Origin of the sequence: Bacillus sp. P14.5, from assembly GCF_003316765.1 — a bacterium.
Taxonomy (GTDB): Bacteria; Bacillota; Bacilli; order Bacillales; family Bacillaceae_B; genus Rossellomorea.
Genome location: NZ_NIJF01000009.1, coordinates 40,458 through 54,150 on the forward strand (window position 1 = coordinate 40,458; position 13,693 = coordinate 54,150).

At 43.7% G+C, this 13,693-nt stretch carries 12 protein-coding genes and 1 pseudogene; 4 read left to right on the forward strand and 9 right to left on the reverse strand.

What is annotated here, in order from left to right:
* Positions 1-112: 112 nt before the first annotated feature.
* Positions 113-430, reverse strand: a complete 318-nt coding sequence (locus tag B9Z54_RS00610; protein ID WP_113926605.1) for a hypothetical protein — start codon at positions 428-430, stop codon at positions 113-115.
* 223 nt (positions 431-653) lie between these two features.
* On the opposite strand from B9Z54_RS00610, the gene B9Z54_RS00615 reads away from it, so the two are divergent.
* Complete coding sequence (locus tag B9Z54_RS00615; RefSeq protein WP_113926606.1) at positions 654-1,259, forward strand: MFS transporter; 606 nt, start codon at positions 654-656, stop codon at positions 1,257-1,259.
* Positions 1,160-1,801, forward strand: a complete 642-nt coding sequence (locus B9Z54_RS00620; protein WP_162785030.1) for an MFS transporter — start codon at positions 1,160-1,162, stop codon at positions 1,799-1,801. Before B9Z54_RS00615 ends, B9Z54_RS00620 begins: the two co-directional genes overlap by 100 nt.
* 76 nt (positions 1,802-1,877) lie before the next feature.
* On the opposite strand, the gene B9Z54_RS00625 is transcribed toward B9Z54_RS00620, so the two are convergent.
* The 5 genes and pseudogenes from B9Z54_RS00625 to B9Z54_RS00645 form a co-directional block, all read right to left on the reverse strand.
* On the reverse strand, positions 1,878-3,053 hold the full coding sequence (locus B9Z54_RS00625) for a thiolase family protein (RefSeq protein WP_113926608.1): 1,176 nt from the start codon (positions 3,051-3,053) through the stop codon (positions 1,878-1,880).
* 16 nt (positions 3,054-3,069) lie between these two features.
* Complete coding sequence (gene fabG, locus B9Z54_RS00630) at positions 3,070-3,810, reverse strand: 3-oxoacyl-ACP reductase FabG (protein WP_113926609.1); 741 nt, start codon at positions 3,808-3,810, stop codon at positions 3,070-3,072.
* Between the two features lie 1,133 nt (positions 3,811-4,943).
* Positions 4,944-5,504, reverse strand: a complete 561-nt coding sequence (gene lepB / locus B9Z54_RS00635) for a signal peptidase I (RefSeq protein ID WP_113926610.1) — start codon at positions 5,502-5,504, stop codon at positions 4,944-4,946.
* Positions 5,505-5,524: 20 nt separating this feature from the next.
* Positions 5,525-6,141, reverse strand: a pseudogene (locus B9Z54_RS00640) (TVP38/TMEM64 family protein).
* Between the two features lie 603 nt (positions 6,142-6,744).
* On the reverse strand, positions 6,745-8,718 hold the full coding sequence (locus tag B9Z54_RS00645) for a S9 family peptidase (protein WP_113926611.1): 1,974 nt from the start codon (positions 8,716-8,718) through the stop codon (positions 6,745-6,747).
* 285 nt (positions 8,719-9,003) lie between these two features.
* On the opposite strand from B9Z54_RS00645, the gene B9Z54_RS00650 reads away from it, so the two are divergent.
* On the forward strand, positions 9,004-9,393 hold the full coding sequence (locus B9Z54_RS00650; RefSeq protein ID WP_113926612.1) for a YhjD family protein: 390 nt from the start codon (positions 9,004-9,006) through the stop codon (positions 9,391-9,393).
* Between the two features lie 69 nt (positions 9,394-9,462).
* Here B9Z54_RS00650 and B9Z54_RS00655 read toward each other — a convergent pair whose 3' ends face one another.
* Entirely contained in the window at positions 9,463-10,047 is a 585-nt protein-coding gene (locus B9Z54_RS00655; RefSeq protein WP_113926613.1) for a competence protein ComK, read from the reverse strand.
* Between the two features lie 462 nt (positions 10,048-10,509).
* Between B9Z54_RS00655 and B9Z54_RS00660 the strand changes: the two genes are divergently transcribed.
* Complete coding sequence (locus B9Z54_RS00660) at positions 10,510-10,749, forward strand: IDEAL domain-containing protein (RefSeq protein WP_113926614.1); 240 nt, start codon at positions 10,510-10,512, stop codon at positions 10,747-10,749.
* A gap of 39 nt (positions 10,750-10,788) precedes the next feature.
* Here B9Z54_RS00660 and B9Z54_RS00665 read toward each other — a convergent pair whose 3' ends face one another.
* Both B9Z54_RS00665 and B9Z54_RS00670 read right to left on the reverse strand, forming a co-directional pair.
* Positions 10,789-11,724: a hypothetical protein gene (locus B9Z54_RS00665; RefSeq protein ID WP_113926615.1), complete on the reverse strand. Its 936-nt coding sequence runs from the start codon at positions 11,722-11,724 to the stop codon at positions 10,789-10,791.
* A 61-nt stretch (positions 11,725-11,785) separates the two neighbouring features.
* On the reverse strand, positions 11,786-12,952 hold the full coding sequence (locus tag B9Z54_RS00670; RefSeq protein ID WP_345840674.1) for a M48 family metallopeptidase: 1,167 nt from the start codon (positions 12,950-12,952) through the stop codon (positions 11,786-11,788).
* Positions 12,953-13,693: the final 741 nt, after the last annotated feature.

Sequence of the window (13,693 nt, forward strand, 5' to 3'; positions counted from 1 at the left end):
AATGACTTTAAGTTTATTTTGAATCGCTCTATTCTCAAGTCTTATTTTTCAACAGCCACAGTCTTTGCGACTTGAGATGCTGCATAGGAATTGCAATCTATAAAAAACGGTACTATTTTACTTGTATTAACAGTTCATCACAAATCTCTACACAAACACCTTGTGAACGATAATGGTTGAGTAATTGCACTGGATCAATTTCAATGTCGTTATCCTCTAAAATCTGTGTGAACTGTTGGTAGGTTAAATAAGATATCATCATAACCTTTTTACTAGGAAACGATGATTGTAGACTTCTATTTATAACATCATGTTTATTGGGAAGTGTTTTTAACGAAGAGGAAAAGGTCAATACTGTTTCAATAAAGTTGATATCTTCATTATTGATCTCGTTTTTCTTCAACCAATCAGTCACTGTCTCGTTTTTCATTTTTTAACTCCACCCCGGCATCCGGCTGTTTATAAAGAATTCCATCGCTCCAGCCATTTCATCCATAGCTGCGCAAAAAATTGTCTAAGTTTATTATAATACACTGAGTTGATTCTGTCGGGGATTGCAGTTCCGTTATTCATGGGAATTTTTTGGAGAGTAGTATTGAGTGTAAATCCGACAGGCTTCCTTACATATTTTAGTGTGAAGGGAGTGATGAAATATGAAATACTCTTCTTTGCGTGTAGAGACTCTTTTGGTCACCATGGGTATTTTTGTGGCCTGTAACATATACACCTTGATTCCGATGTACGAAGCTGTGGCGGTCTCGATTTCCATCAGGGCTGAACAAGTTGTCCTTGCGGGAAGTATTTTCACATTTTGCTATGCTGGAGGCCTGTTTCTTTTTGGAGGGATTTCCGATGTAGTCGGCCGAAAAACGGTGATTGTATTCGGCATAGGGATTTCAGCTCTCGCTACAGGAGCTGTGGCACTTTCAGGAGACGAATGGAGCTTGTACTTAACCCGGGGGCTGCAGGGCTTTTTCCTGGGAAGCTTTGCACCTGTTGCTTTTGCCTATTGTTATGAACTGTTTGAATCGAAGAAGCGCACTCTTCTTCTCGCGTTAATCAACTCCGGGTTTCTGGCTGCCGGCATCCTCGGACAGATCATCAGCAGCTCCCTGTCAGGCTGGTTTGGCTGGCAGACCGTTTTTATTTTTTTGCGGCCGTGTATGGCTTCTTATTCCTTTTCGGCCACAGTGAACTTCCGGTTACTGTCAATACGGATAAGAAAGATTTTTCCCTTGCTGCGTACTTTTCTATTTTAAAGAACCCTTCTCTTTTCATATGCTATGGAATTGTCCTTCTTCTCCTTTTCACCTTTGTCGGATACTATGACACCTTATCCCGCTACTATCCGGGAAGTTCCAGTGAATTGCTCGCCATCCGTTCAGCCGGTTTGCTGGGTGCAGGATTATCTTTACTTACCAGCCATTTGATAAAACAGCTGGGCGAAATGAAAACCTTGTTCCTGGGACTTCTGCTGGGAAGCATGAGCGTTCTTCCGCTCTTCTTCTTCTCGGGTCTCATCATCAACCTTCTATCATCCATAACGTTTGTATCTGCAATTTCCTTGCTGATCCCCACCATTATCACTTTCATTGGCAATTGGGCAGGCGGCCATAGAGGAAAGGCTTTGAGCTTATACTCTTTTTTTCTTCTGACCGGTGCCAGTTTTGCTCCTTTAGCCATCATGGTGCTCTCTTATAAGCAGGCACTGCTCTTGCTGATAGGCGCTTTTGGCATTCAGGCGCTTCTCGGAGTTTTTATGAGGGTGAATAACAATATGCTGGAGCAGCACGAAAAATAAAATGCGCAGATCGCATTCGGTAAAGTAAATAATCAAAATAGAGAGCCAGGACGTTCCCAGGCTCTCTATTTCTGTTTTATAATGTTTCTACAAAAACAGTTGCTCCCATGCCTCCGCCTACACATAGAGACGCAATCCCTTTTTTCAGTTCCCGTCTGTTCAATTCATGGACAAGGGAAACCACAATCCTGGCACCTGTACAGCCTACAGGATGGCCGATGCTTATCCCGCTTCCATTTACATTAGTCTTATTCCGGTCAAGGCCGAGTTCTTTTTCTACAGCAATATATTGTGCAGCAAAAGCCTCATTCACTTCGATAAGATCTGCTTCTTCAAGAGACCAGCCCGTATTGGAGAGACCTTTCTCCACTGCGGGTACCGGTCCCCTGCCCATCAGCTTCGGATCGACTCCAGCCACTGAGCATCCTGCGATTCTCGCAAGTGGTTTGAGACCGCGCTTTTCTGCTTCTTCCTCCGACATCAGGATCAAGGCTGCACCACCGTCGTTGAGACTTGAAGAATTGCCCGCCGTCACGGTTCCTCCCTGGCGGAAAGCAGGCTTGAGAGAAGAAAGCTTCTCCATCGTCAGGCCAGCCCGCGGACCTTCATCCTTTGTGACCGTTTTGGTTTCCTTTCTGGACTTGACTGTGATAGGAACAATCTGAGCATCAAAGTATCCCTCTTCAGCAGCTTTGACAGCTCTTTGATGACTCAACTGCGCGAGTTCATCCTGTTCCTCTTTAGTTATATTGTGGATTTCTGCAAGGTTCTCTGCTGTCTCCCCCATCATGATTCCATGAATCGGATCCTCCAAAGCTTCCCATACAGAATCGCGGATCTCCCCATGCTGAAGCCTCTGCCCCCACCGATGGCCCTTCATTATGTAAGGACTGGAGCTCATGGCCTCCACTCCGCCGGCAAGCACTATATCGGACATGCCTGTTTGGATTTGCATGACTGCAGAAATGATTGCCTGCATCCCGCTGGCACATTGTCTCTGAATGGTATAACCGGTTGTAGTATCATCGAATCCGGCCAAAAGCGCTGCCGTTCTTGCTGTATTCGGCTGGTCAGTCCGCTGGATGCAATGTCCCAGTATGACTTCATCGATATCTCCCGCTCCCAGTTTGCTTTCCTCCGCAGCCCTTTTCATTACCGGCACGATTAAATCGGTCGGCAGCAAGTCTTTGAATGCCCCGCCAAAAGCTCCTACAGGAGTTCTGAGCGCAGACGTTATCACTACATTTTTCATCTTTTCCATCTCCTCACTACATCATTATTCCGCCATCAACCTGAAGAACAATTCCATTCACATAGTCGGATTCATCAGAAGCTAAGAATAGATAGGCGTTTGCCGCATCTTCCGCCTTCCCGAATCTTCCCAATGGGATCAAAGCATTCATTTGTGCTTTTACCTTTTCCGGAATCTTTGCGGTCATTTCCGTTTCAATCACTCCGGGTGCGACAGCATTGACATTGATCCCCTTCGGTCCAAATTCCTTCGCCCATGTCTTGGTCATCCCGATTACAGCTGCCTTGGATGCTGCATAATTGGTCTGGCCCACGTTGCCGAAAAGTCCGCTGGCAGACGCTGTATTGATAATTTTTCCCTTGCCGCTTTTCATCAGTGCCGGCAGAAACGCCTGAGTACAATGAAAAACACCGGTAAGATTGACATCGAGAACCTTTTGAAAATCTTCCTCTGTCAACTTCGACATCATTCCATCCCTCGTGATCCCTGCATTATTAACTAAAATATCGATACTGCCATATTGCTCGATCACCTTCCCGGCAAAACTGTTAACGCTTTCGCGATTGGCGATATCAACCTGGTAGTAAAACGCATTTCCTCCTGCTTCCCTTATTGCTTCAGCCTCCCATGCTCCCTTGCTTTCATCAAAGTCCGCCATGAGAACTGTGCAGCCTTCCTCAGCAAACTTTTTAGCAGCCGCGAGTCCAATTCCATTCGCACTGCCGGTGATAACTGCCGTTTTATCCTTCAACCTCATTTATGTATCCTCCCCACAACTTCTTTATAGTTGAATATTTCGACAATAACTCCCATTTTTCCTTTTAAAATGGCTGTGAAATATTTCAGGATAACACCTAAGGGGATATTCCTGCTGTTTTAGTGCACTCTATGAGTAGATTTTGAAAATTAGACCTTAATGAATGGAGGGATAATATGAAGAGGAAGCTGCTTTATATGCTTCTTGCTGCCATGCTTGCCACAACGATGACTGCATGCGGTGATGCTCCGGGAGAAGACGAAGTGGGCGATGGCGAAGTGAACGATGAGGAGTAAAACCAGTTTCAGTGCGGCGTTCCATTGAGAATACTCCGTGCCTGCTGGTTCTTTAATAAACACACCAATCAACTTGCCTTCCGCAAGTTGAATGATGTGTTTATTTTTGGAATCAGGTTTGTCTTTAACTGCTGCATATTGGCGGACCTCCTGGACTGGACTTAATATCCTTTTGTAATTGGATGCCTTGGCATAAACTTACCGTTATCTTTTACTGTGCTTCTCTGTGATGGTATGCTTTCTCGTGAATCGTACCATTATCTTCTTTTAAACTCTTTTTGTTGGTATGTTTTCCTGCTAATCGTGCCGTTATCTCCTTCAGGTCCCTCGTTGATGGTACGTTTCCCTGCTAATCGTGCCGTTATCTCCTTCAGGTCCCTCGTTGATGGTACGTTTCCCTGCTAATCGTGCCATTATCTCCTTCAGGTCCCTCGTTGATGGTACGTTTCCCTGCTAATCGTGCCATTATCTCCTTCGGGCTCTCTCTTTGTTGGTACGTTTCCCCGCTAATCGTGCCATTATCTCCTTCAGGTCCCTCGTTGATGGTACGTTTTCCTTCTAATCGTACCGTTATCTTCTACCAATCTCTTTGTATTGGTACGTTTCGCATTCATCCAGCTAATATCTATCTATTTTAGACAGATATTGCTTCTTCCCCGACAACCTGCCATTCAGGTTATTTGACCCCGGGGCCGTTTCAGTGAATACAGACTCTCCGGTGCTGTGCTGGGCGTAGATAACGGGAACAACATCATTCACAGTCATCAACAGAGATTGATTTTATATTTCCTGGACAACTAAAAAACGCCTGATTCATAAGAATCAAGCGTCTATCCTTCAATCACCAAACTGGACATCGAATTCATTCAACGGCCAATAGCGCATGTTCACTTTTCCGACAATCTGCTCCTGATCGACAAATCCAAAGTATCGGCTGTCCATACTGCTGCGCCTGTTATCGCCCAGCACGAATACTTTCCCCTCTGGAACAGTTTGTTCACCTGTGATTTCCTCCAGGGTGAAGTCACCTGTCAGTTTGGTTCCGACCATTTCCTCCTTGAATTTTTCCAAGTAAGGCTCCGGCTGTGCTTCACCGTTCACATACAATTTATCATCTTTATATTCCACGGTATCCCCTGGCAGCCCTATGATTCGTTTAACATAATCTTCATTTTCGCTTGCGTGAAATACAACTACATCATTACGGTGGAGTTCCCCTACCTGATAGCCTATCTTATTGACGACAAGCTTATTGCCGTCCTCAAGGGTGGGCATCATGGATTCGCCTTCCACAACATAATTTGAAAACAGGAAAGTCCTGATGACGACGAAGATAATCAAACCGATTCCTAAAGCTTTCACCCATTCAAGGCTCTCTCTTTTAATGCTGTCTCTCAATCTAATTCCTCCTACCCAGATTACCCGCGGGAGTGATCTTTTTCTACTTTTTTATTGATACGGGCTTCCACCCGTTTACCTGCTATCCAAAGAACAAAGATGCCAGCCAGTACCAATGCAGTACGCAATGGTTGTTGAAATAATGATACAATATCGTGCCCAATAAAGCTAATGGTGAAAATCATTACAAATTTTCCGGCTGCAACAGCGAGCATGTATTGCAAAATACTGATTCCCGACAGGCCCGCCACGATATTGACCAGTGCTGATGGTGTAAAAGGAAAGCACAGCAGCAGGAAAAGCGGCCCAAATCCATGGCGGTCCACCCATACTGTCAATCGATGCACCTGCTTGTTTTTTTCAAGAAACGGAAGATACGGGCTTGGCCATATTTTCTTATCAGCAAAAACACAATCAAAGCTCCCAGGGAGGCACCAATCCACGAAAATAAAAATCCAAACCATAAACCGAATGCATTCACATTAGCCAGAACAAAAACAACCAGCGGCAGAAAGGGCAGGAATGCTTCCACCATCGGCAGCAGAATGCCGGCCAATGGACCAAAAGAACGATATTCCTCTATTAAATTCATTATATTTTCAAGTGTGAACCATGCTTTTATCATCTCAATATCCATACTATATCTTTCCCCTAAACATTCATAGAACAAAACCAGTTTTTAAATTTTTCTTCGTCCTGACTCTCTCATTACTCATTATTAGAGAATACAATAGCCTGGTTTATATTCAATAAAATACCTGAATCACGTATATTCCAAGTATTATAAAAAGCTGTTTTGGAAAAATCCCCATATCCGTATTATTCCCTTAAATCAAAGGCTCCTCTTTCCAAAGAGAGCAGCTCTTATCTTGTCAGCCTTGCTATATATATAGGTGCATGCTTTTAATGGATTTCCGCTCCAGGCGCACGACTCCGCGGGGCAGGCGTTGAGCCTCCTCGGCTTCGCCTGCGGCTCCTCACCTGTCCCGCTATTCCCTCAGGAGGTCGCACGCCTTCCGCTCCAATCCTTCTAACTAAAAGGAGAATAAAATAACATTCAAAAGCAACAAGGTTTTAGAAAAGAGCCAATTTTTCAGAAAAAAGCCCTTTAAAAAGTATATCACAAGGTCTTCCATTTCTTAATATTGTCACCAAAATGAAATATCATTTACACGGTACTTCCTCACAAAAATACCCGGCAAAAGCACTTACCACTTTTACCGGGTATCTCGTCAGGACATCAAATATACTTTCTGAACCAATTCTTAATATAATTCAGTCTGGCCACCCTTAGATTAGGCTTGCCGTTCCTGGACAGGTTGTGATTCGATTCAGGGAACCGCACCATCTCCGTTTCCTTCCCCTGCCTTTTGACAGCGATGTACAACTGCTCCGCCTGTTCTATCGGGCAGCGGTAATCTTTCTCGCTGTGAAGGATCAGAAGCGGTGTATCAATATTTTCTGCATAAGCAAGAGGCGAGTGCTTCCACAACTTTTCAATATCATTCAAATCTGCGTCAATCTGCCACTCGGAAAAATAGTACCCGATGTCACTGACTCCGTAGAAACTCACCCAGTTTGAAATCGATCGCTGCGTGACAGCTGCCTTGAATAAATCGGTATGGCCGACAATCCAGTTGGTCATAAAGCCGCCGTAGCTTCCTCCTGTGACACCCAGTCTCTCCTTATCAATAAAGTCATATTTTTCGACAGCATGATTCACGGCTGCCATTACATCCTCGTAGTCTCCGCCGCCGTAGTCGCCACGGACCGCATCTACAAAGGTCTGTCCATATCCATGGCTGCCGCGCGGATTGATGAAGAGAACAGCGTATCCTTCAGCTGCAAGCATCTGGAACTCTTGATAATAGGTATTCCCATACATCATATGAGGACCGCCATGGATTTCAACGATCAAGCCGCATTTCGCTCCTTCTTTAAGGCTTGCAGGCTTCATCAGCCAGCCGTTCACTTCCAAATCATCGCTGCTTTTAAAAGTAAGAGCTTCTGTTTTCGAAAGCTCCACTCCTGAGAGAAATTCTTCATTGACGGATGTGAGCTGATTCAAACTCCCTGAAGGAATATCAAGCATGAACAGGTCGCCTGGGAGTTCCGGGTTACTGATGGCAGCAATGGCTTTTTGATTGTCCGCATCCAAATCAAATCCGTAAATATGCTGATCATCCAATAGTGCCGGATACAGGGACCCATCACGATTTCCGTAATACAACACAGTATTTCCATTGTCTGAGGTCAGAAAATAAAAGCTTTGATTATCCGACGCCCACTGGATTCCCGGGTTTGACACGCCTTGCTGAAAATCAATGACCATGAAGTCGCCGACTGGGCTGTCCAGTTCACTTGTCAGGCAGCTTAACGATTCTGCTTCCATTTCATACAGCCATACCTTCGTAAGCGTAGCGTTTTGATACTCTTTCTCGTGACCAAGAAGAGCGATGGAGCGGCTGTCGGGCGACCAGGCGGCATTCCCGAAATACCCCGTTCCGCCCGTTACCTTTTTCTCGGTACCTTCCTCTACATCATATAAAAATAAATCGGTCTGAAAAGAGGTATCGAGGTCGGCGCTTTTGTCAGCGCCATAGGCTATATACCTGCCATCAGGCGACCAGGATTGCAGGGAGTAATCGACTTCCCCTTCAGTGATTTCCTTCATCTCCAATGTTTCCAACTCGATGACTGCTACATGGCTTCTTTTTCCACTGAAAAAACCGCTGTCATCCGATTTGTACTTCATCTTCTTCACTTCAAGAGGCTGGGGCAGCTTTTCTTCTGCCTCCCCTTCTGTCAGGGTCTCTCCTTCTTTTAAAGCTGTCGAGAATGCAATTTTCGTACCGCAGGGAGACCACAGCGGCTGTGATGCGCCATTAGGGCAGCGGGTAAGCTGCTGCGCTTCTCCTCCGTTCACTGACAGTAAATACAACTGATTTTTGCCAGAACGGTCTGATACAAAAACAACCTCTTTCCCATCCGGTGACCATCTTGGAGAAGTATTGCGATTTTCCCCAAACGTCCATTGGCTGCTAATTCCTGTATTAATAGAAAGATGGTAAAGATTCGATATGTAGTCGTTCTTCTCCTTGTCCATTTCGGTTAACACATATACGGCTTCATTTCCCTGAGGTGAAAGCTTCGGGTCGGAAACCGACTTCAAAGCAAATAAATCTTCTGCAGTGATTCCTCTTCTGTTTATCAAAATGCCAACTCCCTTTCAATCTAAATGTATACCTTATTTTAAAAAGTTCGACAGGCCATGCTCAAATCCTTTGTCTGCGAAATTTTTTGGTTCGGAGAGACTTTTCTATAACCGATTTTTGTGCTTTTATCTTGTGTTTAGATTTCCGGATAAACATCCATACTAGAAAAAAGATTCCGTTTCGACCTTATTCTTCAATTTTGGATATTGATAAATCAGTAAAAAGTACGTACAATAAAAATACGAACACACGTTCTTTAATTCCTTATAAGAAGGAGCATAATTATGACCAGGATATCTGAGGAAGATCGAAACATCTTAGAGCAGGCGATTTACCTGCCGATGGTCTTGACTGTGCTGGACAGGGATTTCACGGTTGTGGAAAAGAGTCCCTTCAAACTGAAAAGGCCCTACCTGGAACTGATCGAGGAAACAATGAAGATCATCCAAAGCGAGCTTGCAAGCGTGAAGAAGCACATGAAACACAACGGAATGAAAGTGGAAAGAATCAAATCGGACGATGCTTTCACCATGTATTTATTTCTCTACAAAGGATACGAAGAGCATCACAACTACTTCAATCCCCGGCTGCGCAACAGGGTCGAGGATCTGTTGAGGCATTACTTGTATCAGCGGTTCCTGAACACCACCTCCCAGGAAAGCAAAAAAGCGTGAGGCTCCTCACGCTTTAAGCTGTTGGCCAAACCTCCGCCTTCACAACAGGAAGGCGGCTTCAGCCAACTGTTATACATCCTCCCCCGAGGTTTTCTGTCCCCAGGCATACACCGGCACATGCTCGGAAGCCCTTCCGGGAAAGACTCCAAAATTCTGTGATGAAGACTTTCTGTCAGCATTCAAGATCCGATGCTGAAAGTTGATCCGAAGCATCGCCGTCCTCATCATCTGAGCCTCGAAACTGGCAAATGACATGGGCAGGGTAAAACTCCTGCGGTTACGGAATGTAACGCTTATCTCTTTGCTGTTTAATTTAGTGTAGGAAAGTACGTGATCATGGGATATCCAAATACATTCTGATTTGGCTGGTGAAGTGGTTGGGAACAAATAAATAGACGAATGAGGATCTACAATGATGGGGGCTTTATGAGTGATGCCTGTTAAACGCTTGGTTCCGTCCTTTCTTCCTTGATAAGAAGACCCGTAAAACTCACAGCTTTTCTTGATGATTTCAAAGGGTTTAAATGGAGATATTAAGGTTTCATTTCCTTCATGGATTTCCGTATAAGTACGGGTTCCATATTCTATTGGCATAATCAACATCGTATAAGGGTTGATTTCATATTCTTCGATTATACGAGATTTTTCGACCATTTCTTCGCCTCCTCTACATTTTTCTCTAATATAATAGCATAATATTCCAAAAATAACACTCGTTTTCCATAATTTGTCCTCCTAAATAATTTTCAGAAAATTAAAATATTTACGTTGTTTTCTCATCTTTTTTCTCATATAATATAACAAACAAAAGCGGAAGCGCCTCGATCAGTCCCGACAGGCAAATGTTCCAAAGATTAAAAAGTGGTCTTTCCTTTTAATCTCTTCAGGTTGTTTGACCTTGAGCAGGCTGGGCACTGAAGCTGGACGTGGATAACATAGCTATAAGTTGTCCACAGTGGTAGATTTTATTGTTTCCTAATCCACCGGAATCATCATCCGATCACTTTATCGAGAGCTAAAACAGCAGTATCCTTTCAAGACTTATTATGCATTTGTCATGTGATAACCAGGTTCTGTGCAATCTGTTTTTAAAAAAGACTTTAGAGGTGAGCCCAAATGGATAAAAAGAAAACTTATTCAGAGATGATGAAGGCTTGTGCAATGTCCCGGAAAACAGCCACCGAGATGACTTTGAATGAAATTTACGTTGATATGGTCTTGAATGAATTGCACTTGGTCAATCAAAAAAGAATGTTAAAAGAAGAATTGGACTGCGCACTTGATCAGCGAGATAAGAAGAAATTCATGGCATTGTCGCTGCAGTTAAAAAACCTGAACGAAGAATACGGTATATAAAATATGGACTGACCCCCAAAGTCAGTCCACCTTTCATTTTCATGCTTTCTCCAAATGCTGTTTCTTCTTCTCTTCCGCCTCTTCTATTTCTTTAGAGAGTTTCTTCGCATCTTGTCCCAGCTTCTCGTAAAGACCACGAAGCTTGCTTCTTGTTTCGGTCACTCCTGCAGCGGTACGGCTGATTTTATCCTGAACCATCATATCGGAGAAAAAGTTATCGAAAAATAAATCGGTCATATTTAGAAAACCGGAAACCTGCAGAGTTTGAGTCGATTCCATGTTCAAATCGGCTAGTTCTTTTTCCAGCTTTTTTAAATATCTCTGTGCTTCATGAAGCGACCTTTGGGCTTCATCCATCCTTGATCGCTTAGCCGCACTTGAGATAAGACCTCCTCCGACCATGTCAACCATTCCCCAGTTTCCGGCACTTTCCAGCGAATCAGATGCCGAGTCTAATTTCAGAAGAGCCAAAGCGGCTGCATCTTCGGCTTCCTTCACCTCTTTCAGCTGAGCTTTATATTCAGCAGACTGTTCGGCAAGGTTGAATAACAGCTGGCTTAAAGGCGAAGAAGAATCATGTATCATTTTTTCTTTTGTTTCAAGCAGCAGCTCATAACGGGTATGGGGAGACCCCAACTCCGTGAGTTTACTGGACACTTCCCTCTCTTCCTGGAGGAGCTCCTGCAGGGTCAGCTCCCACTCATCAACCTGAAGCTTTACTTTGACTGCCTCCTCCTTCTCCTTTTGAAGCCGGTCTTCTTTCTTTCCTGTCATTGTCAGCAGCAAACCTGTTATCGTCCACCCTTCCAGCTTTTCCACATCCTGGTTTTCTTTTTGCAGTTCACCTTTAAGATGAGTCAGCTTTGTTCTTGCCTCTTTGATTTCTTCCTGCAGACTGTTTTGCCGCTCTGACCATTTTCTATGTAATTTTAGATCCTCTTTTACCTTATCTAGCCGAGAATTAATTTCTTCCATATAAAAAATCCCTCCCATTGTCTGTACTATTACATACGGATGGGAGGAATTTTAGTTTCATCTATTCTTTTTCATACTCCTGCAGCATGATCAGCCTTTCAAGCATTGTTGGATGCCCGTATCTGAAGATTTTTACCAGGAGCGGCGGATTGACCTGGCTCAAGCCCACCCTTGAAAGTTCCTGGAATGAGGAAATGGCAGCTTCCTTGTCTCCTGTCATTTCGATGGCATACAGATCGGCGCGCGTCTCCTGATACCTGGATATAAAATTAGAGAACGGACTGATGGTGAACATAAGCATGGAGGTGATCACCAGGAACAGTGGAAGTGAACTCAGACTGGAGACCTTTTCCACCTTCACCTTTTCTCCATGTCTGCTAACAATGAACTTCATTAGTTTAGCTGCAATCCACAGACCAAAGAATGAAAAAGCCAGGTACAAGGCTATGCCGATATAAATATGCTTCTCGACGTAGTGAGCCATTTCATGGGCCATGACAAAAAGGATTTCCCTTTCGGTGAGCTTGTTAATCGTCGTATCCCATAGAACGATTCTTGAATTTGAACCAACCCCTGTCACATAGGCATTGAGCGAGTTTGTCTTAGAGGACATATCGACTTCATACACATGATCAGCAGGAATATTTGCCCGATCAGCAATGTCCAGAATTTTTTCTTCAAGAACTTTATTCTTCAAAGGGGTAAAGTCATTATACAAAGGATCAATCAGGACAGGCTGGATGAACATCATGAATATACTGAATGGCACCGACAAAGCCCATGCAGCCAGCCACCATCTCTTGGGAAACTTCCTGATCAGCCAGTAAAGAACGGAAACGATGATGAACATCGTCAGGTAATTCACCCAGAAATCCGTCAATTCATCCTTCATCCACTGAGAGAAGGTCTGGGTCGAAATATCATAATCTCTCGAAATCCTGTAAGAAATATATTGAAAAGGAAAAATGACAACATTGGAGAGCAGCGAAAGCCAGAACAGATAAATCCCCGTCTGAAGTATCCTGAACTTCGATGTCGACTCGGACCAGCGCTCAAATGCCTTGGAAACCCCCAGTATCAAAATCAGGAAATAAAACAGCCATTCATATGGTGTGGAAAGAAAGAACAACAGGTTCTTTATCTTCGAATATTCTTCACTCAGCATCAGTTCCCTGCCGTTCATAAACGTTTCCGGATCTGCACTGCTTCCCTTATAAACTTCAGGCAAAGATGAATCAGCTAAAAAGTAAAGATAAACGTAAAAAAGATCCCTAACAGCAAATATAACAACACAGCCCTGAAAGCCCATTTACGCATTATTTGTTCCTCCCTTCATTCCTCTATAATATATGTAATGACATGTCCTACTAAATAGAACAACCAGTTTGAACAAACTCTTCTTAGTTTGCCACATATGGAAAAACATATTTAATGTCACGAAAGATGGAAGTGACTGATCAGGGATACACTTGGTATAAAGGAACCTAGAGTCTAACAAGCCATTAGTGTAGTGCGAAGGCTCACGGTATGTCCGGGAGAGCAAACGCTGGCAGCATACTTCTAATACCACATTTCAAGTGACACAATCCCCAAAGTTTCTCTAAAGGTTATCAACGATACCTTAAGTCAAAAACTCTCTAAGTGTTCCTTAGCAGGGTTCTATTGACACTTCAAGCCAGCCAGGTGTTTCTTAGCAGACTTCTAATGATCACTTCAAGCCAAATAAGCCAGCCAAGTGTCTCTTAGAAGACTTCTAATGATCACTTCAAGTCAAATGAGCCAGTCAAGTGTCTCTTAGCAGACTTCTAATGATCACTTCAAGTCAAATAAGCCAGCCAAGTGTCTCTTAGAAGACTTCTAATGATCACTTCAAGTCAAATGAGCCAGCCAAGTGTCTCTTAGAAGACTTCTAATGATCACTTCAAGTCAAATGAGCCAGTCAAGTGTCTCTTAGAAGACTTCTAATGAT

Coding starts and splice junctions, on each gene's coding strand:
- B9Z54_RS00610 (WP_113926605.1), bottom strand. CDS start 430: ATGAAAAACGAGACAGTGACTGATTGGTTGAAGAAAAACGAGATCAAT.
- B9Z54_RS00615 (WP_113926606.1), top strand. CDS start 654: ATGAAATACTCTTCTTTGCGTGTAGAGACTCTTTTGGTCACCATGGGT.
- B9Z54_RS00625 (WP_113926608.1), bottom strand. CDS start 3,053: ATGAAAAATGTAGTGATAACGTCTGCGCTCAGAACTCCTGTAGGAGCT.
- fabG (WP_113926609.1), bottom strand. CDS start 3,810: ATGAGGTTGAAGGATAAAACGGCAGTTATCACCGGCAGTGCGAATGGA.
- B9Z54_RS00650 (WP_113926612.1), top strand. CDS start 9,004: ATGACCAGGATATCTGAGGAAGATCGAAACATCTTAGAGCAGGCGATT.
- B9Z54_RS00655 (WP_113926613.1), bottom strand. CDS start 10,047: ATGGTCGAAAAATCTCGTATAATCGAAGAATATGAAATCAACCCTTAT.
- B9Z54_RS00660 (WP_113926614.1), top strand. CDS start 10,510: ATGGATAAAAAGAAAACTTATTCAGAGATGATGAAGGCTTGTGCAATG.
- B9Z54_RS00665 (WP_113926615.1), bottom strand. CDS start 11,724: ATGGAAGAAATTAATTCTCGGCTAGATAAGGTAAAAGAGGATCTAAAA.